Origin of the sequence: Amycolatopsis sp. WAC 01416 (assembly GCF_003947485.1) — a bacterium.
GTDB lineage: Bacteria > Actinomycetota > Actinomycetes > Mycobacteriales > Pseudonocardiaceae > Amycolatopsis.
This window is the reverse complement of sequence record NZ_QHHX01000005.1, coordinates 138960-165794: the sequence shown is the minus strand read 5'-3', so window position 1 is coordinate 165794 and position 26835 is coordinate 138960. Positions and strand designations below refer to the sequence as shown.

General features: G+C 68.7%; 27 protein-coding genes and 1 tRNA gene. 11 read left to right on the top strand and 17 right to left on the bottom strand.

All coding sequences use genetic code 11. The annotated features are described in order from the left end of the window. Window positions 1–105 precede the first annotated feature (105 nt). Both eno and DL990_RS18015 read right to left on the bottom strand, forming a co-directional pair. The gene (eno, locus tag DL990_RS18020; RefSeq protein ID WP_016337276.1) at window positions 106–1392 is read right to left on the bottom strand and encodes a phosphopyruvate hydratase; all 1287 of its coding nucleotides are present in this window, start codon (window positions 1390–1392) and stop codon (window positions 106–108) included. A gap of 104 nt (window positions 1393–1496) precedes the next feature. Continuing rightward, complete coding sequence (locus DL990_RS18015; protein WP_125799348.1) at window positions 1497–1985, bottom strand: glyoxalase/bleomycin resistance/extradiol dioxygenase family protein; 489 nt, start codon at window positions 1983–1985, stop codon at window positions 1497–1499. Window positions 1986–2057: 72 nt separating this feature from the next. On the opposite strand from DL990_RS18015, the gene DL990_RS18010 reads away from it, so the two are divergent. After that, a complete protein-coding gene (locus DL990_RS18010; RefSeq protein WP_125782553.1) occupies window positions 2058–2471 on the top strand; it encodes a tetratricopeptide repeat protein in 414 nt (137 codons plus the stop codon). A gap of 33 nt (window positions 2472–2504) precedes the next feature. Here the strand turns inward: DL990_RS18010 and DL990_RS18005 are convergent, their stop codons facing one another. Beyond that, window positions 2505–3074: a helix-turn-helix domain-containing protein gene (locus DL990_RS18005; protein ID WP_125782551.1), complete on the bottom strand. Its 570-nt coding sequence runs from the start codon at window positions 3072–3074 to the stop codon at window positions 2505–2507. A 54-nt stretch (window positions 3075–3128) separates the two neighbouring features. Between DL990_RS18005 and DL990_RS18000 the strand changes: the two genes are divergently transcribed. Next, window positions 3129–4049: an NAD(P)/FAD-dependent oxidoreductase gene (locus tag DL990_RS18000; protein ID WP_125782549.1), complete on the top strand. Its 921-nt coding sequence runs from the start codon at window positions 3129–3131 to the stop codon at window positions 4047–4049. Here the strand turns inward: DL990_RS18000 and DL990_RS17995 are convergent. After that, window positions 4022–4729, bottom strand: coding sequence for a murein transglycosylase (locus DL990_RS17995; RefSeq protein WP_125782547.1), 708 nt, complete (start codon window positions 4727–4729; stop codon window positions 4022–4024). The two genes, DL990_RS18000 and DL990_RS17995, sit on opposite strands and share 28 nt — an antisense overlap. Before the next feature lie 153 nt (window positions 4730–4882). On the opposite strand from DL990_RS17995, the gene DL990_RS17990 reads away from it, so the two are divergent. Further along, window positions 4883–5293 carry a PPOX class F420-dependent oxidoreductase gene (locus DL990_RS17990; RefSeq protein WP_125782545.1) on the top strand — a complete coding sequence of 137 codons (411 nt, stop codon included), beginning with the start codon at window positions 4883–4885 and terminating at the stop codon, window positions 5291–5293. A 73-nt stretch (window positions 5294–5366) separates the two neighbouring features. Here the strand turns inward: DL990_RS17990 and DL990_RS17985 are convergent, their stop codons facing one another. The 9 genes from DL990_RS17985 to DL990_RS17945 form a co-directional block, all read right to left on the bottom strand. Next, window positions 5367–5927 (bottom strand): hypothetical protein, encoded by a 561-nt coding sequence (locus DL990_RS17985; protein ID WP_125799621.1) that lies wholly within the window; start codon window positions 5925–5927, stop codon window positions 5367–5369. Window positions 5928–5935: 8 nt separating this feature from the next. Next, window positions 5936–7309, bottom strand: a complete 1374-nt coding sequence (locus tag DL990_RS17980) for a hypothetical protein (RefSeq protein WP_125799347.1) — start codon at window positions 7307–7309, stop codon at window positions 5936–5938. Then, complete coding sequence (locus DL990_RS17975) at window positions 7306–8109, bottom strand: ABC transporter ATP-binding protein (RefSeq protein WP_125799346.1); 804 nt, start codon at window positions 8107–8109, stop codon at window positions 7306–7308. The genes DL990_RS17980 and DL990_RS17975 overlap by 4 nt, the downstream gene beginning before the upstream one ends. Before the next feature lie 17 nt (window positions 8110–8126). Further along, the gene (locus DL990_RS17970; protein ID WP_125799345.1) at window positions 8127–8942 is read right to left on the bottom strand and encodes a zf-HC2 domain-containing protein; all 816 of its coding nucleotides are present in this window, start codon (window positions 8940–8942) and stop codon (window positions 8127–8129) included. Continuing rightward, complete coding sequence (locus tag DL990_RS17965; RefSeq protein ID WP_125799344.1) at window positions 8939–9481, bottom strand: RNA polymerase sigma factor; 543 nt, start codon at window positions 9479–9481, stop codon at window positions 8939–8941. The genes DL990_RS17970 and DL990_RS17965 overlap by 4 nt, the downstream gene beginning before the upstream one ends. A gap of 96 nt (window positions 9482–9577) precedes the next feature. Further along, complete coding sequence (locus tag DL990_RS17960) at window positions 9578–10501, bottom strand: MazG family protein (protein ID WP_125799343.1); 924 nt, start codon at window positions 10499–10501, stop codon at window positions 9578–9580. After that, the gene (locus tag DL990_RS17955; RefSeq protein WP_125799342.1) at window positions 10498–11502 is read right to left on the bottom strand and encodes a hypothetical protein; all 1005 of its coding nucleotides are present in this window, start codon (window positions 11500–11502) and stop codon (window positions 10498–10500) included. The genes DL990_RS17960 and DL990_RS17955 overlap by 4 nt, the downstream gene beginning before the upstream one ends. Window positions 11503–11621: 119 nt before the next feature. Further along, window positions 11622–15176, bottom strand: a complete 3555-nt coding sequence (mfd, locus tag DL990_RS17950; protein WP_125799620.1) for a transcription-repair coupling factor — start codon at window positions 15174–15176, stop codon at window positions 11622–11624. A gap of 56 nt (window positions 15177–15232) precedes the next feature. Further along, window positions 15233–16147, bottom strand: coding sequence for an LLM class flavin-dependent oxidoreductase (locus tag DL990_RS17945; RefSeq protein WP_125782531.1), 915 nt, complete (start codon window positions 16145–16147; stop codon window positions 15233–15235). An 86-nt stretch (window positions 16148–16233) separates the two neighbouring features. Here DL990_RS17945 and DL990_RS17940 point away from each other — a divergent pair, with 86 nt between their 5' ends. After that, window positions 16234–16998 carry a helix-turn-helix transcriptional regulator gene (locus DL990_RS17940; protein ID WP_125782529.1) on the top strand — a complete coding sequence of 255 codons (765 nt, stop codon included), beginning with the start codon at window positions 16234–16236 and terminating at the stop codon, window positions 16996–16998. Between the two features lie 47 nt (window positions 16999–17045). Further along, window positions 17046–18230 carry a sorbosone dehydrogenase family protein gene (locus DL990_RS17935; protein ID WP_125782527.1) on the top strand — a complete coding sequence of 395 codons (1185 nt, stop codon included), beginning with the start codon at window positions 17046–17048 and terminating at the stop codon, window positions 18228–18230. Here the strand turns inward: DL990_RS17935 and DL990_RS17930 are convergent. Continuing rightward, the gene (locus DL990_RS17930; RefSeq protein WP_125782525.1) at window positions 18227–18952 is read right to left on the bottom strand and encodes an SDR family NAD(P)-dependent oxidoreductase; all 726 of its coding nucleotides are present in this window, start codon (window positions 18950–18952) and stop codon (window positions 18227–18229) included. The genes DL990_RS17935 and DL990_RS17930 overlap by 4 nt on opposite strands. A 32-nt stretch (window positions 18953–18984) precedes the next feature. Here DL990_RS17930 and DL990_RS17925 point away from each other — a divergent pair, with 32 nt between their 5' ends. Together DL990_RS17925 and DL990_RS17920 are read left to right on the top strand one after the other, a co-directional pair. After that, window positions 18985–19506, top strand: coding sequence for an isochorismatase family protein (locus DL990_RS17925; RefSeq protein WP_125782523.1), 522 nt, complete (start codon window positions 18985–18987; stop codon window positions 19504–19506). 3 nt (window positions 19507–19509) lie between these two features. Then, the gene (locus DL990_RS17920; protein WP_125799341.1) at window positions 19510–19902 is read left to right on the top strand and encodes an NUDIX domain-containing protein; all 393 of its coding nucleotides are present in this window, start codon (window positions 19510–19512) and stop codon (window positions 19900–19902) included. Between the two features lie 3 nt (window positions 19903–19905). Here the strand turns inward: DL990_RS17920 and DL990_RS17915 are convergent, their stop codons facing one another. The 3 genes from DL990_RS17915 to DL990_RS17905 all read right to left on the bottom strand — a co-directional run bounded on the left by DL990_RS17915 (window position 19906) and on the right by DL990_RS17905 (window position 22253). After that, window positions 19906–20508, bottom strand: coding sequence for a hypothetical protein (locus DL990_RS17915; protein ID WP_233598714.1), 603 nt, complete (start codon window positions 20506–20508; stop codon window positions 19906–19908). Between the two features lie 102 nt (window positions 20509–20610). Continuing rightward, window positions 20611–21204: a TetR/AcrR family transcriptional regulator gene (locus tag DL990_RS17910; RefSeq protein WP_037318732.1), complete on the bottom strand. Its 594-nt coding sequence runs from the start codon at window positions 21202–21204 to the stop codon at window positions 20611–20613. A 98-nt stretch (window positions 21205–21302) separates the two neighbouring features. Then, the gene (locus DL990_RS17905; RefSeq protein WP_125674120.1) at window positions 21303–22253 is read right to left on the bottom strand and encodes an acyl-CoA desaturase; all 951 of its coding nucleotides are present in this window, start codon (window positions 22251–22253) and stop codon (window positions 21303–21305) included. A gap of 173 nt (window positions 22254–22426) precedes the next feature. On the opposite strand from DL990_RS17905, the gene DL990_RS17900 reads away from it, so the two are divergent. The 4 genes from DL990_RS17900 (at window position 22427) to DL990_RS17885 (ending at window position 26799) form a co-directional block, all read left to right on the top strand. Next, window positions 22427–22498 (top strand) — tRNA-Gln (locus tag DL990_RS17900). A 43-nt stretch (window positions 22499–22541) separates the two neighbouring features. Continuing rightward, on the top strand, window positions 22542–24290 hold the full coding sequence (locus tag DL990_RS17895) for a diguanylate cyclase (protein ID WP_125782517.1): 1749 nt from the start codon (window positions 22542–22544) through the stop codon (window positions 24288–24290). A gap of 44 nt (window positions 24291–24334) precedes the next feature. Continuing rightward, the gene (glmU, locus tag DL990_RS17890; RefSeq protein WP_125782515.1) at window positions 24335–25822 is read left to right on the top strand and encodes a bifunctional UDP-N-acetylglucosamine diphosphorylase/glucosamine-1-phosphate N-acetyltransferase GlmU; all 1488 of its coding nucleotides are present in this window, start codon (window positions 24335–24337) and stop codon (window positions 25820–25822) included. Further along, window positions 25819–26799 carry a ribose-phosphate diphosphokinase gene (locus tag DL990_RS17885; RefSeq protein WP_125782513.1) on the top strand — a complete coding sequence of 327 codons (981 nt, stop codon included), beginning with the start codon at window positions 25819–25821 and terminating at the stop codon, window positions 26797–26799. Before glmU ends, DL990_RS17885 begins: the two co-directional genes overlap by 4 nt. Window positions 26800–26835 lie beyond the last annotated feature (36 nt).

Here is a 26835-nt window from a genome sequence, read left to right as displayed (position 1 = left end):
GCGGCGGGCACTCTCCGGACGGCGGCCCCTGCTGGAGCCACCGCCGCCCGCGCGCCCGCTGCTACGACGGGTCGTCCGCGCCCTCCCCCGGTCCGCCATCGCTGCTTACCCCTCCGGGCTGAACCGCGGGAACGCGAGGTCGCCGGCGTAGCGGGCCGCGTCGGCGAGGGTCTCCTCGATGCGGAGCAGCTGGTTGTACTTGGCGATCCGCTCGCCGCGCGCCGGGGCGCCGGTCTTGATCTGGCCGACACCGGTCGCGACGGCCAGGTCGGCGATGAAGGTGTCCTCGGTCTCGCCGGACCGGTGGCTCATCATCGACTTGTAGCCGTACGAAGTGGCCAGCGAGATCGCGTCGAGGGTCTCCGACAACGTGCCGATCTGGTTGACCTTCACCAGCAGCGCGTTGGCGGCGCGGCGGGTGATGCCCTCTTCGAGGCGGTCGGGATTGGTGACGAACAGGTCGTCGCCGACCAGCTGGACCTTCTCGCCGATCTCGGTGGTCAGCTGGACCCAGCCGTCCCAGTCGTCCTCGCTCAGCGGGTCCTCGATGGACACGAGCGGGTAGTCGCGGACGAGTTCGCCGTAGTAGGCGGACATCTGCTCGGCGCTCTTCTTCGCACCTTCGAAGGTGTACGCGCCGTCGGAGAAGAACTCCGTCGCGGCGACATCGAGCGCGAGCGCGACATCGCGGCCCGGGGCGTACCCGGCCTTCTCGATCGCCTGAAGGATCAGGTCGAGCGCTTCGCGGTTGTTCTTCAGGCTGGGTGCGAAGCCGCCTTCGTCGCCGAGGCCGGTGGCCAGGCCGCGACCCTTCAGGACCGACTTCAGCGAGTGGTAGACCTCGGTGCCCCAGCGCAGGGCCTCGCGGAACGACTCGGCGCCGATCGGCGCGATCATGAATTCCTGGATGTCGACATCGGTGTCGGCGTGCGCGCCACCGTTGAGGATGTTCAGCATCGGCACCGGCAGCACGTGCGCGTTCGGCCCGCCGAGGTAGCGGAACAGCTCCAGCTCGGCCGACTCGGCGGCGGCCTTCGCGACGGCGAGCGAAACGCCGAGGATGGCGTTCGCGCCGAGGCGGGACTTCGCCGGCGTGCCGTCGAGGTCGACCAGCTTCTGGTCGACGATGCGCTGGTCCACGGCGTCGGTGCCGACCAGGTCCGGGCCGATCTCGTCCAGGACGGCCGCGACCGCGCGCTCGACACCCTTGCCGTTGTACCGGCCGGTGTCGCCGTCACGCAGCTCGACGGCTTCGTGTTCGCCGGTGGACGCACCCGAGGGGACCGCGGCCCGCGCCAGCGTGCCGTCGTCGAGAGCCACCTCCACTTCGACCGTCGGGTTGCCTCGCGAGTCCAGAATCTCGCGAGCGCCTACCTGCTCGATGAGCGCCACGCCATGCTCCTCATGTGGGTTGTGCCTGCGGTGACCGCGCCCAGCCTAGCCGTCGGCGCCGTTCACCCGTTGGAGGCACGCGCCACAATGCGCGCCGACCAGACCTACGAGTCGGCTGGTTCACCTGCGCGAACTTCCCGCCACCCCGACGGCAGCTCGACGGTGTCGGAGAACTGCTGCCAGAAAGTCCAGCTGTTGCCGCCGATGTCGGAGACGGTGAACACGCGGGCGCCGTAGGGCTGATCCTGGGGCGCGTCGATGTCGGCGTCGTCGCCCAGCGCGGCGCGGACGCGCTCGTACTGCGCGTCGGCGTCGGGGACGTACACGATGTTCAGCTGCCCGACCGGGCCGTCGACGCCCTTCGCCTGCCAGTACTCGGGGCCGACCCCGGCCAGCTGGATCTTGGCCGGGCCGGCGCACAGCGTGGCCTGGAACACCTCTCCGGAGGCGTCGGAGAAGCGCACTTCCTCGGTGAACCCGAACACTCTGACCAGCCACGCGACCGCTTCGGTCGCGTCGGCGTAGTAAAGATACGGCGCGAGACCGAGGTAGCCGGGCTCGGTTTCGGGCCAATCCGCTTCGGCACTGCTCATGGCAGGACAGTCCACCATGACCGTTTCAGCGCCTCGTGAACGGCCCTGCTCCCGCGTATCATGGAGCGGACCATGATGGATGCCGAACCCGCCCCAGAACCCGGTCAGGACCCGTCCGGCGAGTCGCGGTTCCGTGCCTTCCGACAGGCGGAGGCACTGGTCGAAAGCCGCAGGCCGCTCGACGCCCTCAAAGCCCTCGAACCCCTGCTCGAAGAGGAAACCGACAAACCGAGTGTCCAGTTGCTGGCAGGCCGCGCGTACTTCCACTCCGCACAGTTGCGCCGGGCCGAACGCGCCTTCACCCGGGTGCTGGAACTGGACCCCACCGATCACTACGCCCGGTTCGTGCTCGGGCGGACCCTCCAGCGCCTCGGCCGGTTGACCGAGGCGCTCGCGCAGATGCGGATCGCGTCGGCGATGCATCCGATCCCGGAGTACCTGGAAGCGATCAGCGAGGTCAGCGCGCGGATCGCGTTGCGCGACTGACTTGCTCGCCGCTGAAGCAAGGGACCTTTGCTCTCACTTCGACCTGGCCCGCAGGTGGGCGCGCTCGCCCTGCTTGCCGAACAGCACCAGCAGCTCCACCGGCCCAGGCCCCGCGCTGCCGAACCAATGCGGCACCCGCGTGTCGAACTCCGCGGCCTCGCCGGGCCCCATCGTGAAGTCACGGTCGCCGAGCACCGCCCGCAACCGTCCACTGAGGACGTACATCCACTCGTAGCCCTCGTGCGTCCGCTGCACCGGTTCGACGTCCTCGACCGGGATCAGCAGTTTGAACGCCTGCGGCTGCCCCGGCTGCGCGGTCAGCGACCAGGCGGTGAACCTGCCGAACTTCTGCGCTTTCATCCGGACGCGGGGATCCGCCGGTTCAGGTTCGCCGACCAGTTCGTCGAGCGGGACCTGATGTGCCGCGGACAACGTGAGCAGCAGCTCCAGCGTGGCCTTCCGCGTGCCCGATTCGAGCCGCGAGAGCGTGCTGGCGGAGATCCCCGTCGCCTCCGAAAGCGCGGAAAGGGTAGTGCCGCGTTCCTTGCGAAGCTGCTTGAGCTTCGGGCCGACCTCGGCGAGCCGCCGTTCGATGTCCTCCATGTCTCCAGTTTGCCAAATCGGCAATGAACTTTGCCATCTTTCGAAGAAATCCGGATGCTCGGGAGCATGAACAACGACTACGACGTGGTGATCATCGGTGGTGGCGTCGCGGGCCTCAGCGCGGCACTGGTCCTGGGCAGGGCGCGGCGCGAGGTCGTCGTGATCGACGGCGGCACCCCGCGCAACGCGCCCGCCGCGCACGCGCACGGTTTCCTGACCAGGGACGGCATTCCACCCAAAGAACTGCTGGAGATAGGCCGTGACGAGGTCCGCGGCTACGGCGTCGAGATCGTCGAGGACGTCGTCCACCGGTTGCGGCACGACAAGGCGGTGGAACTGGCGAGCGGCCGGGTCATCACCGGTCGCCGCATCGTGGTGACCACCGGGCTGGCCGACGAACTGCCGGACGTCCCCGGCGTCGCGGAGCGTTTCGGCGCCGACGTGCTGCACTGCCCGTACTGCCACGGCTGGGAAGTGCGCGATCAGCGCTTCGGCGTGCTCGCGACCTCCGAGAAATCGGTCCACCAGGCGCTGATCGTCTGGCAGTGGAGCAAGGACTTGACCTTCTTCACCCATACGCAGCAGATCTCGGCCGAAGACCGGGCGAAGCTGACCGGGCTGGGCATCCGGATCGTCGACGGGAAGGTGTCCGAGCTGGCCGTCGAGAACGACCGGCTGACCGGGGTCCGGCTCGTCGACGGCGAGTTCGTCGAACGCGATGTCGTGTTCGTCGGCCCGAAGTTCGTCCCGCACGACCGGCTTCTCGCCCAGATCGGCTGCGTGCGTACCGAAACCGGCTCGATCGCGGTGGACGCGCAGGGCCGCACGAACGTGGACGGTGTCTGGGCGGCGGGGAACGTCGTCGATCCGATGGCCCAGCTGGTCGTCGCGGCGGGCGACGCCTACCGGATGGCGTCGGCGCTCAACTTCGACCTGGTGCTCGAAGATCAGGGCGCGACGCTGGCGTCCGCGTAGGCGTCGGCCGCGCTGAAGACTTCCTGGGCGTAGGGCACGGCCGGGTTGAACGTCCTCATCGCCTTCCACCAGCCGACCGGGGTGGCGACGTCGTCGCCGTCCGCACACAGGAACCGGGAGGTGGCGAAGGCGGCGTCGTCGAGGTCCTTCGGGTCCGGCTGCTTGCCGTCGCTCCTGGCCCTGGCGGCGTGCTTGGCCCAGACGTCGGGCGGGAGCGTGATCGGGCCGGGCCTGCCCTGCGCCGCCTCGACATGGGAGATACCCGCGAGGGTCGCCCACGAGAGGTGACAACCCGGCTTCTGCCGCCGAAGCCACATCTCGGCGCGGCCGTAAGCGGACAGCTCGGTTTCGGACAGCCGGGTCTTCGCCGCCACCCGTTTCGCCCAGGTCTCGAGTTCGGCCGCGTCGGAAACGGTGGGCCGGTCGGGCGGCGCGGCGAGCCCGGCGCGCGGCGTCGCCACCCCCGGCTGGGGTTTCTGGTCGGGGACCGCGAGCGCGGGCTGGGGCTGCGCCGGCGGGGGCGGTTCCTCCCCGCCCGGCCGGTTCACGCCGACGGTCATGATCAGCACCACGCCCGTGAGCACGAGCCCGCCCGCGAACGCGAGCCTGGGGACGTACGGCGGCAGAGGGCGCGCAGGGTGCTCCGGGGCGTCGGTGCTCGACTGGGTGGTTTCGGCCACCCGGTCAGGTTACTTCGCCACACTGCCGGGCGATGACCCATTCGGCTTACGAAGCCGACTGACGGTAAAGCGGATCGGCGATTCCGGCTGTGGCGAAAGTACCGGCACCGCACACTTGACCTCCAGTTAAGTGGAGATCGCAGACTGGATCCCATGTTCAGTGAAGCGGAACTCGACTACCTCGCCACCCAGGGACTCGGACGGCTCGCGACGGCGCAGCCGGACGGCACGCTGCAGGTCAGCCCGGTCGGTTACACCTACAACACCGAGACTCGCACGATCGACATCACCGGCTACGAACTGGCGAAGAGCAAGAAGTTCCGGAACGTGGCCGCCAACGGGCAGGCCGCGTTCGTGGTGGACGACATGCCGTCGCAGGATCCGCCGAGGATCCGCTGCCTCGAGATCCGCGGCCGGGCGGAGGCGCTGACCGGCGCCAACACCCCCGACGGCCATCTCGACGGCGCGGTGATCCGGCTCCACCCCTCGCGGATCATCAGCCTCGGTGTCGACGACCCGGACCACGACCCGCTCGATCTCGTCCCGCACAACCGAAACGTCTGACCGGGGACGTCATGAAAGGGTCGTTCCTGACGAATTTCGTCAGGAACGACCCTTTCATGACATTTCGGCGAAGTCAGCGACGGGCGCCGTAGACCGCGTAGCCACCGAAGCCCACGACGGCGAGCACCACGGCGGTCCACAGGGCGGTCGCCACGTCGGCAGGTTGGAACAACCAGGTCGCCACCAGGTTCACGGTGTCCGTACCCGACGACGCCGTCATGACCACGAAAGCGACCACGAGCGCGAGCAGCGGCAACGTCCACCCGAAGGCCCCGCCGAACAGCACCGCGGCGAGCCCGGCGAGACCGAGCAGTCCGGCCGTGTTCCGCACGATGATCTCCATCGGCACCCGCTCCGCCTCCCACAGCCGCGGCAGGAGCACGGCTCCGACGCCGAGGCCGCCGATCAGCAGCAGATGCAGCCCGCGACGGGGAAGCCACCGGATCGCGGCGGTCCGGTCGAGATCGACGTCCTGCCCGCTCAGCCCGGTGGCCGTCACCGCGACCGCCACCGCGAGCGCCAGGGAAACCGGGATCTCCGACCAGCGGTCCCGCGCCAGGAACCAGATCACCGCCATGCTCACCGCCAGCGCCGCGAACGACGCGGGCATGGCACGCGAGCGCGCGTACAGCACCGCCCACCTCATCGGGCGCCGCCGCGGAGGATGTCGAGCTGGTTGCCCTGGCAGGTCAGGCCCGCCTGCCGCTGCGCGATGATCCGCGTGCGCTGCACGTCGGGCGGCAAGGCACGGAAGGTCTCCCAATCGCGGAGGACCTCGTTCTTCTTCTCTTCGCTCAGCCAGGAACCCTCGAGCATCTTCCACTCACCCAGGAACCAGCTCGAGGTGATCGACCGCGCGGTGAGTTCGTCCAAAAAGGCCCGGTCGGCGCCGTAGATGGTGTAGCAGGTCGGCGTCCCGGTGCCGGCGACCAGTGCCCGTGTCATGTCGTCCGCGTTCTTGGTCGAGCGGAAGGACCAATTCAGCAAGTCGACCAAGACGGTGTCGGCGGCACGCGGCGGCACCTCGTCGGAGGCCAACCGCCGGTTCAAGGCCGTGACCCTGACCGGTGCGTCCGGCAGTGTTCCCAAGAGCCGCAACGCTTCTTTGCCAGGCCCGGCGACACGGGCGAGGTCGGGTTCGAGCAGGCGGGGAACACAGACCGGGCCGTCACAGACCATCGCCGTCGCGCGCGGGTCGACGGTCACGGCCTCCGCGTAGGTCGCGGGCAGGATGGGCATCGCTATCGCGACCGCCACCAGCGCGGGGACGACGGAGAGTGCCTTCGTCCGCTTGGAACGAGCCGCCAGCAGAAGGAATCCGGTCGCGGCCAGCCCGGCGAGCCAGACCCCCTGGCCGAGATCCACCCTGCTCGCGGTACTGGTGAATGGATCGTGGGTCATGTCCATCGCGGGAGAGAGCGAAGAGACCCAGGCCGGAACAGCGCCCACGAGCACGCTGCCCTGCGCCCCGGCGAGCTGCAACACGAGCACGGTCACGAGAGCGGCGACGGCCACTGCGGGCGCGGTCAGCGGATGCGGCAGCAACCGGCCGATCCCCAGCCCGATCCAGGCCCCCGCGAGCATCGCGAGCACACCGACCACGACGAGCGGCAGCCAGCCGAAGGTGAAGAACGCGCCACTGAAGATCACCTGGACGGCACCGACGGCGAAGATCAGCAGATAGCCCAGCACCAGCAAGCCGCCCAGCGCGCCGGCGAGTTTCGCGGCGCGGTGCCAGCCTGGTCGCGGCATCGTGGTGAGCAGTTCGGCCATCCCGGACCGGCTGTCCCGCATGCCTTGGATGACCCCCGCGCCGATCGCGATCGGCCACAGGAAGACCAGCAGGAACCGGCTCCACTCCGCGGCGGGCACCCAGTTCTCGTCCCAGGCGAGCGGCGCCTTCGACCACGGCCCGCTGAACGAATACAGGAATCCGAACGCGACGACGAGGACGGCGAGCGTCGCCCATGGGGCGATGGAACGGCGGATTTCGGTCCGCAGGATACGGATGTTCACCAGTTCCCCCTCCCCGGCTCGTGCCCCAGCAGCGCCGAGTAGCCGCGCTCGATCGGGCTGTCTCCGACGTACTCCTCGCTCCCGGCCGCGGCCAGCTCGTCCGGCGTCCCCTGGAAGACGAGTTTCCCGTTTTCGAACAGGACGACATCGGTGCAGGCCGTCGCGACGTCCTCGACGAGATGCGTCGAGACCACCACACAGGCATCACGCCCGATTTCCTGAAGGAGGTCCCGGAACCGCACGCGCTGTGCCGGGTCGAGTCCGGCGGTCGGCTCGTCCAGCAGGAGGACGTCCGGATCGTTCACGATCGCCTGCGCGATCCCGACCCGCCGCACCATGCCACCGGACAACGTCTTCATCCGGTCGTCGGCACGATCGGCGAGACCGACCCGTTCGATCGACCGCTGCACCGCACCCGGAATGTCTTCCTTCGCCATTTCCTTCAGCCACGCGATGTACTCGACGAACTCGCGGACGGTGAAACGCTTGTAGAACCCGAAATTCTGCGGCAGGTAGCCGATACGGCGGCGCAGGCGGCGCTGATCGGTGAACCCCCCGACGGATTCACCGAGCAGCGCCAGCCCTCCCTCCGCCGGCCTGAGCACCGTCGCCAATGCACGGATCAGCGTGGTCTTCCCCGCCCCGTTCGGGCCGAGCAGACCGTGCACCCCCGTGCCGAGTTCCAGGTCGAGCCCGTTCACGGCGAACTTGCGTTTGCCGACCCGGACCTTCAGTCCCTCCGCCTTGATCTGCCACGCGTAGGTCGTCGGTGCGACCTCCGCGGCCCCGACAGCACGCATCACGTTCTCCCCTTCGTTCATCGTTCGGATCCGGTGAGCAGGCCGAAGACGCTCCTCCGGAGCACCACCACGACCGCGGTCAGCGCGAAGATCGCGCCCCACACCGGGAGCAGCCGGGGTTCGAGCGCGGTGGCACGCCCCTGTGAAGCCACCGCGGGTGCCAAGATCACCGCCACCCAGATCCCGGCCAGGACGTAAGCCGCCCGCACCACCCCGATCACACCGCCGAGCGCGAGCGTCCCGGTGGTGAAGGCCAGGCTCGGCAGGAGACCGAGCCCGAATCCGTCGCCGCCGAGCCAGCCCGAGAGGGCCTGTATCGGCAAGACGACGGCGAGGACCGCCGTCGTCCGGCGCAGCAGCAGGTACAGCCCGGCCCGCGGTGTGGAAGTGACGAGTTCGTAGGCGGGGTCGAGACCCTTGGACCACGACACCGCGACCCCGAGCACCGGCAGCAGCGGCGAGAAGAGCTGGACGAACGAGTACCCCTCGGTCCCGGTGAACCCGACCCAGTCCAGCAGGAAGCCCAATGCCGGGATCAGGACGATCATCACCAGCCACGGCAGCATCACCGGCGTCACCCAGGTGTGCAGCCGTCCGGCCCACCGGCTTCGCATCGGCCCAGGCCCCGCTTCGGCGAGTTTCGAATCCAATCCGGCCCAGACGTCGTCCACCAGCGCCGACACCGCCGGCATGCTGACCGCGGACAGCCTTCCCCGGCATTCCGCACAGGATTCGAGATGGGCTTCGACCGCCCAGACCTCGTCACCGGCCAAGCCGTCGTCCCCGCGCACGTAACCGGCGAGGAGCTGTTCGGACACGTGTTCCTTGTTCACGACAGCGCCTCCCGCATCGCGATCCGAGCCCGCCTGGCGCGGGTTTTGACGGTTCCTTCCGGCAGGCCGAGCAGCACCGCGGTCTCGCGGACGGTCAGCCCGTCGAGCACCATGGCCTGCAGGACCTGGCGTAGTTCGGGAGCGAGCCGGCGCAGCGCGTCGCCGACGTGGTCGCCGACCGCACCGGCCAGCGCCTCGTCCTCGGCGGCGGGCGCGACGGCGACGTCGGCGACCGGCAGCGGCTGCGCGTATTTCGCCCGGCGGCGGAAGGCGTCGACCAGCCGCCGCGCGGCGATCGTCCACAGCCAGCCGACGGCGCTCCCGCCGACGGCGGAACCGGCGAACGCCCCCGCCGCACGCCAGACCGCGAGGTAGGTCTCCTGCATCACCTCGGCGACGATCTGCTCGTCGGCGCAGCGACGGCGCAGGCGCACGGCCAGCCACGGCGACGTGCGGCGGTAGAGCTCCTCGAACGCCGCCCGGTCACCTTTGGCCGTGCGGCGGACGAGGAGCTCTACCGCCGGTTCCGTTCCCTTCACACCCGGCAAGACGCGGAGACCGCCGAAACGGTTCTCACTCGATTGTGTTCCGCGTCACAAGCGCCGATCACTAGTGGGAAAGGTGCGAACCGGCGGTCAGGAAGTCGGCCAGAACTTGCGCCAGCCGTCGGCCTCCAGCGTCGTCGGTTCCAGACCGGCGTCGCGCGCGGCCCGTTCGGCGTCGCGGATATCGCGCGCGAAGCGCTTCGCCACGGCACGAAGCTCGCCTTCGGGATCGATTCCCGCCCGGCGCGCGGTCGCGGCCACCCGGAACAACTGGGCCGCCGCTTCGGAACCTTCGGGGAACAGGTCGAGCGGGATCCCGGCACGGCCGCTGCGCTGCCCGAGCTTCCCGGCGAGCGCCACGGCGGGCTGGCCGAGCGCGACACCGTCCACAATGGACTGGCGGCTCTTCTCGGCCTGCTTCAGTTCTTCCCACTTGAGGTTCTGGTCGCTGACGGTCTCGACCCGGGGCGCGTCCGCGAAGACATGCGGATGACGGCCGACGAGTTTCGCGACCAGTTCGGAAGCGACCTCGTCGATCCCGAACGGATCATCCGCGTCTTCGAACGCGACGCGCGCGTGGAAGAGCACTTGGAGCAGGACGTCGCCGAGTTCCTCGCGCAAGGCGGCCCGGTCGCCCTCCTCGATCGCGTCGAGCAGCTCGTAGGTTTCCTCGACCAGGTACTGCCGCAGCGACTCGTGCGTCTGGACGGCGTCCCACGGGCAGCCGCCCGGCGAGCGGAGGCGGTCCATCACGTCGGCTGCCTCGACCAGCGGCGGAACGGGTGCTTCGACCACCCGCGCACCGGCCCCGATCAGCGCCGCGGCCTTCGGTTCCCTTCGCGAACCGGCGATGAGCACAAGGTCGCGCACCCGCGTGTCACCGAGCGCCGATACCCCGAAGACCTCGGGGTCGACATCGGAAGCCGCGTACACGGCACTGCTGCTCCGCAAGATCGGGAGTGCCGCGGCGGGCAGCGTCGCCCCGCGGGCGATCACGACGACGGCAGCGGTCACGGGTTTTGCTGGGCGGCACCGTGCACAGGCAGCACGATGCCCTTCTTCGAAGCTTCGTTGGGCGCGAGGTCCATGCCGACAACATCCCATACGCCGTAGCGCGGGTTCACCTTGAGGTCGACCTGGTCGAGGTACGACTGGAGGAGCCGGACACCGACCTTCGCCAGCTGCTGAGCGCTGGGCTGCGCGGCCTGATCCGAAGCGACGGGCTTGTCGGCGGTCCGCTCACGCACCACGACGACGACCCACAGCGGCTGCTGCGGTGTCGGCTTGAACGCGGCGACGGTGTTGGGTTCGAGACCGAAGAGGACGGTGGCCGCGGTCGCGGGCGACTGCATCGCCGGCAGTTTCTGTCCGGTGCCCGCCTGCATACCGGGCGTCTGCTCGTCCTGCGCGATCAGCTCGGCCGCCGCGGTCGGCGAGGCGGCGAAGCGCCGGGCCTTCTCGATCGCCTGTTCGCGCAACTGGTCCGCGTCGGAACCGGTGGCGTCGGTCGAGGAGACCGAGCTGAAATCGAACGAGACGCTGAGCTTGTCCAGGTATTTCATCGCGAGCTGGGTCTGGATCGCCGCGTCGACCAGGGATTCACGGTGGTCCCGCACCCTCGCCACGAGCTGCTGGACGCTGAGCTCGGGATCGTCCTGGGGGTTGGCCTCCATCGGCTTCGCCAGCGGATCGTTCTGCAACGCGTTCACCACGAGGGATTCGTCGACCCCGATGCCTTCCCGCTGACCGGCGCGCACAGTGAGGTCGTGCAGGATCTCCTGGCGGACGATCTCGCGGCCGACGAGGTCGAGCTTGTGCTCCTTGGCGAGCTGCTGCCCGTACGGGTGCTCACGAACCGCCTTGTCGATCAGCTGCTGCACGCGATCGACCGAAACGGTCTTGCCGCCGACGATCGCCGCCGTACCGACCTGCCCGGGTCCGGCGTTGCATCCGGCGAGAAGGAGAGAACCGGCAAGAACCCCGACCAGCGCGCGACGGCGCCCCATGATCCGCATCACAGCGCCTACCCTCTCACACCGCTCCGGGCGTGGAAACCAGTCGTGAGTGGCGATTCGGGTTCTAACCCGAATCGCCACTCACGACCAACGCGACCCGGTCCCGTCCGACGGCCGTGTCACGCGACGGGCGCCGGCGACTTCATCAGATTCGTCAGCAGCTTCGCGCACCAGTCCAGCAGCTCCTCGTCCCGCAGTGTCGGGGCGCCGATCCGGCCGCCGGCCGGGCCCTCGGTCGGCCTCGGCACGGAAACCGTGTTCGTCACCGCCTTGTAGAGAGCCTTAGGATACAAGCGCTTCAGCCGCACCAGCTGTGAATCCGCCAGCGGCAGCGGCGCGAACCGGATCGACGTGCTCTGCACGGCGACCTCGGTGACGCCCGCCGCGCGGCAGGTGTGCCGGAACGCGGCGACGGCGAGCAGCCTCCGCACGGGAGCGGGCGGCTGGCCGTAGCGGTCGATCAGTTCCTCGCGGACGGCGTCGAGCCCGGTCTGGTCGGGCGCGGCCGCGATCTTGCGGTACGCCTCCAGCCGCAGTCGCTCGCCGGGGACGTAGTCGTGCGGGATGTGCGCGTCCACCGGGAGGTCGACCCGGACGTCGGCGAGTTCTTCCTCCTCCGCCGTGTCCGCGCCCGCGTGACGGCGGAACGCGTCGACCGCTTCGCCGACGAGCCGCACGTACAGATCGAAACCGACGCCCGCGATATGCCCGGACTGTTCTGCGCCGAGGATGTTGCCCGCGCCGCGGATCTCGAGGTCCTTCATCGCGACGGCCATGCCCGCGCCCAGTTCGGTGTTCTGCGCGATGGTCGCCAACCGGTCGTGCGCGGTCTCGGTGAGCGGCGCCTCCGGCGGGTACAGGAAGTACGCGTACCCGCGCTCCCGCCCGCGCCCGACCCGGCCACGCAGCTGGTGCAGCTGCGCGAGCCCCAGCAGGTCGCCTCGTTCCACGAGCAGCGTGTTCGCGTTCGAGATGTCCAGCCCGGTCTCGACGATCGTGGTGCAGACGAGCACGTCGTACTCGTTTTCCCAGAAGCCCTGGATGATCTTCTCGAGTTTGTCCTCGTTCATCTGTCCGTGCGCGGTGACGACACGCGCCTCCGGCACCAGCTCGCGAATGCGCTTCGCGGCCTTCTCGATCGAGGAAACCCTGTTGTGCACGTAGAAGACCTGGCCGTCACGCAGCAGTTCGCGCCGGATCGCGGCGCCGACCTGTTTGTCGTCGTACGTGCCGACGTAGGTCAGGATCGGGTGCCTGTCCTCGGGCGGGGTCAGGATCGTGGACATCTCACGGATCCCGGCGAGCGACATCTCCAGCGTCCGCGGGATCGGCGTCGCCGACATGGTCAGCACGTCGACGTGCGTCCGCAACGCCTTGATGTGCTCCTTGTGCTCGACGCCGAACCGCTGCTCCTCGTCGACGATCACCAGGCCGAGATCCTTGTACCGGACCCCGGTCTGCAGCAGGCGGTGCGTGCCGATCACGATGTCGACGTCGCCGGAGGACAACTGTTCGAGGACCGCGTCGGATTCGGTCTTGTTCGTGAACCGTGAGAGCCCCCTGATCTTCACCGGGAACGAACTCATCCGTTCGGTGAAGGTGTTCAGGTGCTGCTGCGCGAGCAGCGTCGTGGGCACGAGCACGGCGACCTGCTTGCCGTCCTGCACCGCCTTGAACGCCGCGCGCACCGCGATCTCGGTCTTGCCGTAGCCGACGTCACCGCAGATGACGCGGTCCATCGGGACGCCGCTTTCCATATCCGCCTTGACCTCGTCGATCGCGGCGAGCTGATCGTTGGTCTCGGTGAACGGGAAGGCGTCTTCCAGTTCGTTCTGCCACGGCGTGTCCTGCCCGAACGCGTGCCCTGGCGCGGACTGCCGAGCGGCGTAGAGCTGCACCAGTTCGGCGGCGATCTCCTTGACCGCCTTCTTCGCCTTGGCCTTGGTGTTCTTCCAGTCGGACCCGCCGAGCTTGTTCAGCGTCGGCAGCTCGCCACCGACATAGCGGGAGACCTCGTCGAGCTGGTCGGTCGGCACGAACAGCCGGTCCCCCGGATGCCCGCGTTTGGAGGAGGCGTACTCCAGCAGCAGGTACTCGCGGGTGGCGCCGGCGACGGTGCGCTGCACCATCTCGATGAACCGCCCGATGCCGTGCTGGTCGTGCACGACGTAATCGCCCGTTTTGAGGGCGAGCGGGTCGACGGCGTTGCGGCGCCGCGACGGCATCTTGGTGCTGAAGTCCTTTGTGGACGTTCCGGCGCCGGAGCCGCGGCCGGTCAGATCCGATTCGGACAGCACGACGAGGGCTCGCTCCGGCGAGACGAAGCCGTCCGAAAGGCCGCCGCACGTCACCGTCACGACGCCGGGCGTCAGCGGACCGGTGATGCCTTCCGCGAGCGAGGCGGGCACCTCTCCGGCCGACAGCTGCTCGACGGCGCGGGCCGCGGTGCCGTGCCCGGCGACGACGAGAACCGCCGTCCCGCCCGCGGCCGTATGCGCGCGCAGGTCGGTCGTCGCCCGCTCGACCTCGCCGCGGTAGTTCGGCGCGGCCTCGATCGAGACGCGGTAGACGTCGGGATCGTCGCTGGCCAGCTGCGTCAGCGTCCACCAGGGGCGCTTCGTCTCCTGAGCGTGCTTCGCGATCTCCGCGAGGTCCTGGTACGCCGACGCGCCGAGGTCGATCGGCGCCTGCCCGCCCGCGGCGGCCGTGGTCCAGGACGCTTCGAGGAACTCCTGCCCGGTGCGGACCAGGTCGGCCGCACGGGCTCGGATCTTCTCCGGATCGGCCAGCAGCACGTGCGTGCCCTGGGGCATCGCGTCGGTCAGGAGGTCCAGCTCGCCTTCGCACAGCACCGGGATGAGGGCCTCCATGCCCTCGACGGGGACCCCGCCGGAAAGCTTGGTGAGCATCTCGGTGAGCTGGGCATCCGCTTCGTACGTCGTCGCCAGCTCGGCGGCCTTCGCGCGCACCTGCTCGGTGAGCAGCAGCTCACGGCACGGCGGGGCGCTGACGTGCCGGATCTCCCCCGGCAGCGACCGCTGGTCGGACACCGCGAACGCACGGATCTCGCTGACCTCGTCGCCCCAGAACTCGACGCGCACCGGATGCTGCGCCGTCGGCCCGAACAGGTCGAGGATGCCGCCGCGCACGGCGAACTCGCCGCGCTTCTCGACCATGTCCACCCGCGTGTAGGCGAGCTCGACCAGCCGTTCCAGCAGCCCTTCGAAACTCTGCTCCTCGCCGACCACCAGGTCGATGGGCGCGAGCGAGCCGAGCCCGGGCGCCATCGGCTGGATGAGGCTGCGGACGGTCGCGACGACGACGCGCAGGTCGTCGGCCCCCGTCTTCAGGCGATGGAGCACCTCCAGCCGCCGCCCGACGGTGTCCGCCCGCGGGGACAGCCGCTCGTGCGGCAGCGTCTCCCAAGACGGGAAGTCGGCGACGGCGCCTTCGCCGAGGAACGACTTCAGCGAAGCGGTCAGCTCGTCGGCCTCGCGGCCGGTGGCGGTCACCGCGAGCACGGGGCGGCCGGCGCCCTCGTCCGCGGCGAGGGCGCCCGCGACCAGCTGGCGGGTGGCGATGGCGCCCTGGAGTTCGAGCACCGGGGCACCGGCCCGCTCGACGACCCCGCGCAGGGCCGGATCGGGAAGGATGGAATGAAGGAGTCCGGACAATGGAGCGTTTGTCACCGTCCCAGCCTACGTGGGGGCACCGACAGTCCGCCGCGCGATTACCTCGGCAGAGCGCCGGCCACCTTCGGGAGCTGTTCGTCGAACTCGGCCGGTTCCTGCGTCGCGACGCGGATCAGCACGTGTTCGGCACCCGCGTCCTGGTATTCGCGCAACCTGTCGGCGACTTGCTCGGCGCTCCCGGCGATCTGCACTTGGATCTTCTCGACGAAGTCCAGCGGAACGCCGTAATTCCGCTGTGCGTAGTCCTCCAGCCGCTCGCGGGCCCTGATCGGGTCATTCTCGATGAGCACTGTCGCGAACAACGCGGGCGTCACGGGGCGCACGGCCGTTTCGCGGATCTTCGCGAGGCCGTCGACGTAGTCCGCGACATCGGGCGGATACGGCAACCAGCCGTCGTAGAGCCGTCCCGCGCGGTCCAGCGCGCCCGGCGTGAACGCCGCCAGCCAGACCGGCGGGCCACCGGGACGGTGCGGCTCCGGGTACTCCGGAAGCGTGTCGTAGTGCAGGACCTCTCCGTGGAACGGGCCGCTCTTCCCGTTCCAGACGTGCCGCCACAACATGACGATGTCGTCGAGCCGGGCGCGGCGCCGTTCCCACGGAACGCGGGTGAAGGCGAATTCGGGTTCGCTGCGGCCGGCGAACCCGGCGCCGACGCCGAGCGTGATCCGGCCCTGGCTGAGCAGGTCGAGCGAGAGGATCGCGTTCGCGGAAAGCACCGGATCCCGCAACGCCGGCAGCAGCGCGGCGGTGCCGAGGGTGACCCGTTCCGTTCTGGCGGCGAACGCGCCGAGAAGCGTCAACGGATCGATGGGTGCCTTCGCGAGGGTGTCGCCGACCCAGACCGAATCGAAACCGAGGCGTTCGGCTTCGACCGCGACGGCGACCATTTCCGGCGCGGTGCGCCCGGCGTCGAGGATGGACCGATAGGTGGGGACGACCAGACCGAATTTCATGCCGGAAGCATCGCCGCGGCGGGGAATCGTCTCAATTCCTTCGAGGGAATGGCGGCGCCGCGCGCGACTCGGCCAAGATGACGACCATGGTTTCCGGATTCGGCCCCGCGCTCCGGGGCTGGCGCGAGCGGCGGCGGTTGTCCCAGCTGGAACTGGCGCTACGGGCCGGAACCACCCAGCGGCACGTGAGTTTCCTGGAGGGCGGCCGGTCGATCCCCGGCCGCGGTCTGGTGCTGCGCGTCGCCGAATCGCTCGAACTCCCGCTCCGGGAACGCAACGGCCTGCTGCTCGCGGCCGGCTTCGCGCCCGGATTCCCCGAAACGGAACTGGACGATCCCAGGTTGAAGCCGGTCCTCGACGGCATGCGGCGGCTGCTCGACGGGCACCGGCCGTATCCGGCCATCGTGGTCGACCGGTATGGCGTGCTGGTCGCCCGCAACGACGCGCTCGACCTGCTCTTCGAGGACGTGGCGCCGGAGCTGCTGGAGGAACCGGTCAACACCCTGCGGCTCGCGCTGCATCCGAAGGGGATGGCGCCGCGGGTGCTGAACCTCGCGGACTGGGCGCGGCACATCCTGGAACGGCTGACGCAGGAGATCGCGCACGCGCCCGACGAGCGGCTCACCGCGTTGCTGGCCGAACTCGAAGGTTACGTTCCGGAGCCGGGACCGCCAGGGCCCGATCACCTCGGTTTCGCGGTGCCGATGCGCTTGTCCACTTCGGCGGGTGAACTGCGCCTGATCACCGCCATCACGACATTCGCGACCGCCGCCGACGTCACGGTGTCGGAATTGAAACTGGAGACGTTCCTTCCCGCCGACGCCGAAACCGCCGCGATCCTCACCGGATGACCGGTTCGTTCCTCGCGGGCGATTGGCGAGGCTGGCATGCTGATGCCATGCGCACAACCGCCGTCGTCGCGTTCGCGTCCCTGTCCTTGCTGGTCACAGCCTGTTCCGGGGCGTCGAGCGAACCGGTGCAGAGCGCCCCGCCGGTCACCTCGAAGCCGGCCGTGACGACGCTCAAGGTCGAGCAGGTGACGGCCGGGCTCGAACACGGCTGGGACGTCGGCTTCCTGCCGGACGGGAAGATCCTCGTCACCCAGCGCCCCGGGAAGCTGGCACTGGTCGACGGTGGCACGAAGCGCGACGTCGCCGCGGACTTCTCCGACGTCCACGTACGCGGCGAAGGCGGTCTGATGGGGATGGTGATCAGCAAGGACTTCGCGACGTCGCGCGAATTCATCACCTGCCAGACCCACAAGGAGGGTGACAAGGCCGTCGACATCCGGCTGGTCACCTGGCGGCTTTCCGAAGACGGCGCGAGCGCCACGAAGGTCAAGGACCTGCTCACCGGCCTGCCGGTGAACTCCAGCGGCAGGCATTCGGGCTGCCGTCCCGCGTTCGGAGCGGACGGCGCGCTGCTCGTCGGCACCGGCGACACGGCCCGCCCGCAGCACCCGCAGGACCGGACGAGTCTCGGCGGCAAGGTGCTGCGAATCGACGCGAAGACCGGGAACGCGTTGCCGGACAACCCGTTCATCTCGTCGGCGAACCCGAACGAGCAGCGCGTGTTCACCTTCGGGCACCGCAACGTCCAGGGCGTCACGGTGCGGCCGGGCTCGGGTCAGGTGTTCACCGCCGAGCACGGGCCGACCATCGACGACGAGGTCAACCTGGAACGCGCGGGCGCGAATTACGGCTGGGACCCGTCGAAGGGCGGCACCGAGACCAGCTACGACGAGAGCGTGCCGATGACCGACAAGCAACGCTTCCCGGACGCCGTCAGTCCTTTGTGGACGACCGGCGAGATCACCGAAGCCATTTGCGGCGCGGAATTCCTCACCGGATCGCAGTGGGGCCCGCTCGAAGGCTCGCTCGCCGTGACCGCGTTGAAGGGGCAGAAGCTCCTGCTGTTCCGCCTCGACGACACCGGCAAGGTCACCGAAGTGACGCTGCCGCCTGAGTTCGACGACAAGTTCGGCAGGCTTCGCGCCGTCCGCAGCGCGCCGGACGGTTCCCTCTACGTGACGACCTCGGAAGGCGAGGACGACAAGCTGCTCCGCGTCACCCCTGGCGCCTAGCTTCCGAGGTACGCGCCGCCGTTGACGTGCACGACCTGACCGGTGACGTGCCGCGCTTCCGGGCTCGCCAGGAAGGCCACCACTTCGGCGACGTCCGCGGGCTCGCCGGCGCGTTTGGTCAGCGTGTTGCCGATCAGCCACGCCCGGCGCTCGTCGGAGAGCTTGCCCTGGAAGAACTCGGTGTCGCCGACCAGTCCCGGCGCGACGATGTTCGCGGTGATCCCCCGCGGCCCGAATTCCCTTGCCACGTCGGCGTTCCACGCTTCCAGCGCGGCCTTGGCGGCACCGTAGGAACCGGCTCCGGTGTGGGCGGCGATGGAGCCGATGGTGACGATCCGCGCGTTGTCGGCGAACCTTTCCCGAAGGGCACGGGTGACCAGTACGGCACTGAACACGTTCGCGTCGAGATTGGCCTGCCAGTTCGCGGCGAACGCTTTCAGGTCTCCGGCCGATCCGTTCCGGAAATCGGTGTTTCCGCCCGCGTTGTTGACCAGGACGTCGACGCGCTCCGGCAGTTCGGCCAGTGCCCGCTCCACCGCGTCCGGGTCGGCCGCGTCGAACGGGACCGGATTCGCGCCGAGCAACGTGGCGGCTTCGGTGAGGACCTGTTCGCGCCGGCCGGTGATCGTCACCCGGTCGCCTCGCGCGGCGAACGCCGCCGCGACCGCGTAGCCGATTCCCGTTCCGCCGCCGGTGACCACGATTTCCCTGTGCTTCCCCATATCTCCAGCATAGGGACACTAGGCTTCCTCGCATGACGAAGATCGACCCGGCGACGACCGCGCTCGTCCTGATCGACCTCCAGACGCGGATCGTCGCACTCGAGACTGTCCCGCTCGAAGGCACCGAAGTCGTGTCGAATGCCGTCCTGCTGCGAGACGCCTTCAGCGCGGCCGGCTCACCGATCGTCCACGTGCGGGCGCACCGGCCGGACGTCGACGAGCAGCCACCCGGCAGTGAGCTGGTCGCCGAGCTGACGCCCCGCGAAGGCGAGCACCTGATCACCAAGCACACGATCGGCGCGTTCTACCGCACCGGACTCGACGAACTCCTGCGCGGACTCGGCGTGAAGACGCTGGTGCTCGCCGGGATCGCCACGGAGTACGGCGTCGAATCGACGCTGCGGGCCGCGATCGACCACGCCTACGAGACCATCGCCGTTTCGGACGCGATGGCGGGCATCGCCGCGATCTCCCACGAATCGGCGATCACGAAGGTGTTCCCGCGGCTCGGCGAAGTGCTCACGACCGCCGAGACCGCCGCGGCACTGGGCTGAACCATGATCGACAAGATCGCTTGGCTGCATTCCCAGGACGGCCGTGTCCTCGGCGCTCGCTCGCGCGGGAAGTCCGTGTTCTATCTGCCCGGCGGCAAACGCGAACCCGGCGAAACCGACACGGAGACCCTGATCCGCGAAGTCCGTGAAGAACTGACCGTCGAGATCGATCCGGCGAGCATCGAGTCCGCCGGGGTCTTCGAGGCGCAGGCCGATGGCCACGCGACCGGACTCCTGGTCCGGACGACCTGCTACACCGCCGAATTCAGCGGAACACTCAAGGCCAGCAGCGAGATCGACGAGATCACCTGGCTGGGCTACGAGGACAGGGACCGGCTTTCGGCGGTGGGCAAGATCATCTTCGACCACCTGCGGGAGACCGGCCTCCTGCGCTGACCGCTACTTCAGTTCTTCGAGGCAGAGCACGCGTTCGCGCGGGATCAGCCCACCCGCGCCCGACGCCCAGGTGAGCTTCATGTCCGTCCCTGGCACGGAGGCGCACGTCGTGGTCCCGATGGAGACCTCGGGTTCCCTTTCAATGGCGAGTACCTTGAAATGCGCTTCCGCGCAGTCCATCTTTTCGAGCTTCTTCGCCGCGAAGAGGTCCCCGGCGAAGCAATCCCCGACGGCCGGCAACCGCGGGCCCGGGTCCTTGAGGTTTTCCAGGCAGAGCAGCACGCCGTCGTCAGCCGTCTGCCTACCCTGGAAGTAGTACAGGTCGGCGTTGAGGTAGTCGTCGCATTCGGACCCGCCCGAAAGCAGTATCCCGCCTTCCGACTTCCCGCCCTGTTTCCCGACGACCTTGAAGTTCGCTTCCGGCGACCCGCACTCGACGTTTCTGATACTTTCCGCGTTGTCGACGTTGCCCTTGAGACAGGCGCCGACCTCGGTACGCGACGCCGTCAACGGATTCTCGGCGAAGATTCCGAGCAGGACGATGGCACCGAAGACCCCCAGGATGATGACCGGCTTCAGCCACGGTCTCTTCTTCTGCGGCACCATCTGATCGACAGCAAACGTGGGAAATTTCTCCACGGTGTTCCCCCAGTCGGATCTTCTCTATGGGGGACGTAGCGCTCACAACCCGGGAAACGTTACTGCTTCTCAGTACAGCCGCAGCTTCGGTTTGTGTTCCAAATTGGACAGACCGTTCCAGGCGAGGTTGACCAGATGCGCGGCGACCTCGTCCCGCTTCGGCTTCCGGGCGTCGAGCCACCATTGCCCGGTCAACGCGACCATGCCGACGAGCGCCTGCGCGTACAGCGCGGCCAGCTTCTCGTCGTAGCCCCGCGCGGCGAACTGCTGCGCGAGGATGTGCTCGACCTGGCTGGCGATGTCGTTCAGCACCGTGGAAAACGTGCCCGTCGAACTCGCGACCGGCGAATCCCGGACGAGGATGCGGAAGCCGTCGTGCGAGTCTTCGACATAGGAGAGCAACGCGATCGCCGCCTGCTCCAGCATCACCCTCGGGTGCCCGCCGTGGAGCGTGGAGACCATCCGGTCGAGCAGCAGCTGGGTCTCGCGGTCGACGACGACGGCGTAGATGCCTTCCTTGCCGCCGAAATGTTCGTACACCACCGGTTTGGAGACGTTCGCGCGGTGCGCGATCTCCTCGATGGACGTGCCTTCGAAACCCTTCTCCGCGAAAAGGGCCCTGGCGACGTTGAGCAGCTGCTGCCTGCGCTCGGTCCCCGTCATCCGCACCCGGGCCACCGGGGCGACAGGACGCGCCCCGGTGACCGCTTCACGTTTGGTCCGCCTTCTCCCCGCCATCGCAGAAGACTAACGCGACCTCGCTATTTGCTTTCAGTGGCGATGCGCGCGAGGCGCTGCGGGGTCGGCCAGCGCACGTCGTAGGCCCAGCCGAACTTCTCGAAGATCCAAATAAGCCGCGCGGAAATGTCGATCTGGCCGCGCTGGACACCGTGCCGTGCCGAGGTCGGGTCGGCGTGGTGCAGGTTGTGCCACGACTCGCCGAAGGAGAAGATCGCCAGCGGCCAGAAGTTGGCCGACTTGTCACGGGCGGCGAACGGGCGCTCACCGATCATGTGGCAGACCGAGTTCACCGACCAGGTCACGTGGTGCAACACGCACACACGCACCAGACCGGCCCAGAAGAACGCGGTCACCGCGCCCCAGAACGACCAGGTGATCAGTCCACCGAGGATCGCGGGCAGCACCAGGGTGAGCAGGCTCCACAGCCAGAACAGGTCGTCGACCTTCTTGATGGCCGGATCCTTCACCAGATCCGGCGCGAACCGCTCCGCGTTGGTCTGGTCGCGGTCGAACAGCCAGCCCATGTGCGCGTGCCAGAAACCCTTGGCGATGGCGACCGGTGTCGTTCCGAACAGCCACGGCGAATGCGGGTCGCCGTCGCGGTCGGAGAAGGCGTGGTGGCGCCGGTGGTCGGCGACCCAGGTGATCACGGGACCCTGGACGGCCATGCTGCCGGCGATCGCCATCGCGACGCGCAGCCACGGCTTGGCCTTGAACGAGCCGTGCGTGAAGTAGCGGTGATACGAAACGGTGATACCGAGTCCGCTGATCGCGTAGAAGACCACGAAAAGGCCGACGTCGACCCAGGTCAGTCCCCAGCCCCAGGCGAACGGGACGGCCGCGAGCAGCGCGGCGAGCGGGAAGATGACCCCGAGGTAGACCGAGAGCTGCACGCCGCTCGATCGATGTCCTTCGATTACCGGCTTGGGGCCCTTCGCGGGCTTCTGGGAACGGTCCAGGGTAGCCGTCATGCAGTCACTTCTTTTCTATGCGCAACCCTCGAGGTTTCCCTAAGGGTGACCTTACCTACGATGCCGTAAGTTACGGTACAGGAGGTTTCGTCCCCTGTGGAGCGCCCGCGAAGGTGAGGCAACCCCCGGGCGCACGCGGGCGTCTCCGGCATGGCTATCCTGACCAGGATCGATCCGCCGTAGTGTAATCGGCAGCACTTCAGATTTTGGTTCTGACAGTTCAGGTTCGAATCCTGGCGGCGGAGCAGACGAACAGATGACCAGCGGCGTTTTCAACGGTGGGGGTGTGTGCGGCTGACCGAGGACGCGACGACCAGCAGCAGGCGGCCGGCGCTTGCGGAGATGTCCGACGCCTGGCTTCATGGTCGCGCGCGCGAACTCGGTGCGGCCATCCAGCGCGTCAGCTTCGCCGAACAGCTGGACATCGTCACCAGTCTCGACGAACTCCTCGACGAGACGCAGCGCCGCGGCGAACCCTTGCTGGTGGCCCAGCTGCTGCGTTACTCGGCGATGGCGAGGCTGGTCACCCGCGGTCTGGCCGCCGAAGCCGAACCCAGGCTCGACGAGATGCTCGCGCACACCAGGCGGCACGGTCTCGCGCTGATGCGAGCCGACGCGCACGCCATGCGCGGCCGCCGTCTGGTGATCGCCAAACAGGAGGACGCCGCCCTCACCGAGATCGCCAGGGCGCTGGCCATCCTCGACGACTCCGCCGTTCCGGACCGCCAAGTCGGCAGGCGCAACTGGGACCGGATGCTCTCCACGACCCTGGTCGACTGCTGGCTGGTGCTGAACCAGCTGGGCGTCTACGAGGCCGCGGAAGAGGCCATCGCCCGCGCCGCGCAGGCGATCCGCGACAGCGCGAGTCCGCACGAGATCGCGCTCCAGCTGATCAACCGGGTCAAGATGCTGCTGGGCTGGGGCCTTCGGCTCGAACGCATCGAGCGCTACGACGAGGGAGCGGACAAGTTCCGCACCGCGGCGTCGATGGCGCAGGCGGCCGAAGGTCCGTTCACCGAGTCGCTGTTCCCGCGCAAGGCCGGGGTGCCCGCGATCGACCAGGTCGGCGTACTCGCCGCGGCCGCCGCGCTGGCGTCACCCGATTCGTCCCATATCGACCGGCTGAACTCGCTGCTGCATCCGGAACTGGTGTTCCCGCACGAACGCGAGATCATCGCCATCGCGCTGGCCCGCTGCCTGGACAACGAGGGCCGCCGCGAGGACGCGCTGCAGGTACTCAAAGACGTTCGCGAGGACAACGAGGACGGCTCGCTGCCGTCGATGCGGTTGAACCTCGCCCGCGAGCTGGCCAGGCTCGACACCACCCCGGACTACGCGTCCGGGGCGAGCCAGTCGCTGATCGACTACGCGACCATCCTGGAAACGGAGATGTGGTCGCTGCGGGAATCGCAGATCGCCACGCTCAACGCGCGCCGGGAGCACGAACGCCTGTCCGCCGAGCACGGCGCGATCACCCAGCAGGCGTTGCAGGACCCGCTCACCGGGCTGCCGAACCGGCGCGCACTCGACGAAAAGCTGCGTTCGCTGGCGTCCTCCGCCGACGCGCAACCGCTCGCGGTCGCGCTGGTCGACCTCGACGGCTTCAAGGACGTCAACGACAAGCAGTCGCACGCCGAGGGCGACAACGTGCTCCGTGTCATCGCGAGCACGCTGCGCGACGCCCTGCGCGGCGACGATGTGGTCGCCCGCTACGGCGGAGACGAGTTCATCGTGCTTCTACCTGGGGCTCCGGCGTCGGCGGCGAAGCAAGCGCTCGGTCGTTCTGTGAATGCCGTCGCATCTCTGCCGCACCACCTTTCGCACGGCGTCACCCTCTCCGTCGGGCTCGTTTCCCTTCGGCCGCAGGAGCGGGCCGAACAGGTACTCGCACGCGCCGACGCGGCCATGTACCAGGCGAAACGCGGCGGCGGGAACCAGGTTTCGTCGGTGAACTCGATGGCCATCGATCCGGCGACCGGATGGCCCGGTGAGGATGCTCCGACCGACCCCGCGTGGGACGCCGAGCAGCCCACGTAGGATCAATGCCCGACAACCACCGTTGGTGAAATGTTGGGAGTGCCGTGACCGGCCCGCTGAGCACGTTGATCCTCGCCGCGGGTGAGGGCACCCGCATGCGCTCGTCCACCCCGAAGGTGCTGCACCCGATCGCCGGCCGCCCCTTGGTCGAGCACGCGGTCCGGGCCGCCGCGGGACTGAGCCCGGATCATCTGGTCGTGGTCATCGGCCACGGTCGCGATTCGGTCGGCGCGCGGCTGGCGAAGGTCGGCGAAGCGCTCGGGCGCGAGGTCGTCACGGCCGTCCAGGAGGAGCAGAAGGGCACCGGGCACGCCGTGTCTTGCGCGCTCTCGGCACTGCCGGGCGGACTGACCGGCACCGTCGTCGTCAGCTACGGCGACGTCCCGCTGCTCGACACCGAAACACTGTCTTCCCTGGTCGCCGAGCACACCTCCACCGGAAACGCGGTCACCGTGCTGACCGCGGTCGTCGAGAACCCGACCGGCTACGGCCGGATCGTCCGCGACGAGAACGGCGTCGTCACCTCGATCGTCGAGCAGAAGGACGCCACCCCCGAACAGCACGAAATCGCCGAAATCAATTCCGGCGTCTACGCCTTCGACGCCTCGATCCTGGTCGACGGGCTTTCGAGGCTCTCGACGGACAACGCGCAGGGCGAGCTCTACCTCACCGACGTCCTCGGCATCGCCCGCGGCGACGGCAAGGGCGTCGGAGCGCTGGTCATCGACGACCCGTGGGTGACCGAAGGCGTCAACGACCGCGTGCAACTCTCCGTCCTCGGCGCCGAACTGAACCGCCGGATCGTCCGCGGCTGGCAGCGGGCGGGCGTCACCGTCGTCGACCCGGCGAGCACTTGGATCGACGCGGGCGTGACCCTGTCGCGCGACGTCGTCATCGAGCCCGGCGTGCAGCTGAAGGGCTCGACGTCGATCGGCGAAGGCGCGCAGATCGGCCCGGACAGCACCCTGGAGAACGTGTCCGTCGGCGCGGGGGCGTCGGTGGTGCGGACGCACGGTTCCGATTCGGAATTGGGCGACGGCGTGAAGGTCGGCCCGTTCACCTACCTGCGTCCCGGATCCAAACTGGGGACCAAGGGCAAACTCGGCGCGTTCGTCGAAACGAAGAACGCCGACATCGGCGCCGGCACGAAGGTTCCGCACCTGACCTACGTCGGCGACGCGACCATCGGCGAGAACAGCAACATCGGGTGTTCCAGCGTCTTCGTCAACTACGACGGCGTGAACAAGCACCACACCACGATCGGCTCCCATGTACGGCTCGGCGCGGACAACACGTTCGTCGCCCCGGTGACCATCGGCGACGGCGCCTACAGTGGGGCAGGCACCGTGATCAGGCAAGACGTGCCCCCGGGCGCGCTCGCCGTGTCCACCGGGCCGCAACGCAACATCGAAGACTGGGTGTCCCGGCGCAGGCCGGGCACACCCGCGGCGGAAGCAGCTTCCGCCGCGAAGCAGGACACCACCGCCGTGTCCGATTCGAATAAGGGAAACGACGGGGAGTCGCCAGCATGAGCTCGAAGTCCGGTACACCGAAGAAGAACCTGATGCTCTTCTCCGGGCGCGCACACCCGGGACTCGCGGAGGAGGTCGCCAAGCACCTCAACGTGTCGGTCGTTCCGCAGACCGCGCACAACTTCGCCAACGGGGAGATCTTCGTCCGGTTCAACGAATCGGTGCGCGGGACCGACGCGTTCGTGATCCAGAGCCACCCGGCGCCCATCAACGAGTGGGTGATGGAGCAGCTGATCATGGTGGACGCCCTCAAGCGCGCGAGCGCCAAGCGGATCACCGTGATCATGCCGTTCTACCCGTACGCGCGGCAGGACAAGAAGCACAAGGGCCGCGAGCCGATCTCCGCGCGCCTGATCGCGGACCTGTTCAAGACCGCGGGTGCCGACCGGATCATGACGGTCGACCTGCACACCGCGCAGATCCAGGGTTTCTTCGACGGCCCCGTCGACCACCTGCTCGCGCAGAACGTGCTGGCCGCGCACATCAACAAGACCTACCAGGACGAGAACATCACCGTCGTCTCGCCGGACTCGGGCCGGGTGCGGCTCGCCGAGAAGTGGGCGGCCCAGCTGGGTGACCGGCCGATCGCCTTCATCCACAAGACCCGTGACCCGGACAAGCCGAACCAGGCCGTCGCCAACCGCGTCGTCGGCAAGGTCCGCGGTCAGCTGTGCGTGCTGATCGACGACATGATCGACACCGGCGGCACGATCGTGAAGGCCACCGAGGCCCTGCTCGACGAAGGCGCCGCCGACGTCGTCATCGCCTCGACCCACGGCATCCTGTCCGACCCCGCCACCGAGCGGCTGTCGAACTGCAAGGCGCGCGAGGTGATCGTCACCAACACGCTGCCGATCCCGGAGGAGAAGCGGTTCCCGGGCCTGACCGTGCTGTCCATCGCGCCGCTGCTGGCGCAGGCGATCCAGCAGGTCTTCGAAGACGGGTCGGTCACGTCCCTCTTCGACGGCAACGCCTGACCCATCGCAGCAAGGGACCTTTGCTATCGCTCTCTT

Excerpts from the sequence above, each read along its gene's own strand:
- DL990_RS17920 (WP_125799341.1), top strand. The coding sequence starts at position 19,510 with ATGATCGACAAGATCGCTTGGCTGCATTCCCAGGACGGCCGTGTCCTC.
- DL990_RS17905 (WP_125674120.1), bottom strand. The coding sequence starts at position 22,253 with ATGACGGCTACCCTGGACCGTTCCCAGAAGCCCGCGAAGGGCCCCAAG.
- DL990_RS17955 (WP_125799342.1), bottom strand. The coding sequence starts at position 11,502 with ATGCGGATCATGGGGCGCCGTCGCGCGCTGGTCGGGGTTCTTGCCGGT.
- DL990_RS17930 (WP_125782525.1), bottom strand. The coding sequence starts at position 18,952 with ATGGGGAAGCACAGGGAAATCGTGGTCACCGGCGGCGGAACGGGAATC.
- DL990_RS17945 (WP_125782531.1), bottom strand. The coding sequence starts at position 16,147 with ATGAAATTCGGTCTGGTCGTCCCCACCTATCGGTCCATCCTCGACGCC.
- DL990_RS18015 (WP_125799348.1), bottom strand. The coding sequence starts at position 1,985 with ATGAGCAGTGCCGAAGCGGATTGGCCCGAAACCGAGCCCGGCTACCTC.
- DL990_RS17910 (WP_037318732.1), bottom strand. The coding sequence starts at position 21,204 with ATGACGGGGACCGAGCGCAGGCAGCAGCTGCTCAACGTCGCCAGGGCC.
- DL990_RS18010 (WP_125782553.1), top strand. The coding sequence starts at position 2,058 with ATGATGGATGCCGAACCCGCCCCAGAACCCGGTCAGGACCCGTCCGGC.
- DL990_RS18000 (WP_125782549.1), top strand. The coding sequence starts at position 3,129 with ATGCTCGGGAGCATGAACAACGACTACGACGTGGTGATCATCGGTGGT.
- DL990_RS17990 (WP_125782545.1), top strand. The coding sequence starts at position 4,883 with ATGTTCAGTGAAGCGGAACTCGACTACCTCGCCACCCAGGGACTCGGA.
- DL990_RS17885 (WP_125782513.1), top strand. The coding sequence starts at position 25,819 with ATGAGCTCGAAGTCCGGTACACCGAAGAAGAACCTGATGCTCTTCTCC.
- DL990_RS17935 (WP_125782527.1), top strand. The coding sequence starts at position 17,046 with ATGCGCACAACCGCCGTCGTCGCGTTCGCGTCCCTGTCCTTGCTGGTC.
- DL990_RS17940 (WP_125782529.1), top strand. The coding sequence starts at position 16,234 with ATGGTTTCCGGATTCGGCCCCGCGCTCCGGGGCTGGCGCGAGCGGCGG.
- DL990_RS18005 (WP_125782551.1), bottom strand. The coding sequence starts at position 3,074 with ATGGAGGACATCGAACGGCGGCTCGCCGAGGTCGGCCCGAAGCTCAAG.
- DL990_RS17915 (WP_233598714.1), bottom strand. The coding sequence starts at position 20,508 with ATGGTGCCGCAGAAGAAGAGACCGTGGCTGAAGCCGGTCATCATCCTG.
- DL990_RS17975 (WP_125799346.1), bottom strand. The coding sequence starts at position 8,109 with ATGCGTGCTGTCGGGGCCGCGGAGGTCGCACCGACGACCTACGCGTGG.
- DL990_RS17925 (WP_125782523.1), top strand. The coding sequence starts at position 18,985 with ATGACGAAGATCGACCCGGCGACGACCGCGCTCGTCCTGATCGACCTC.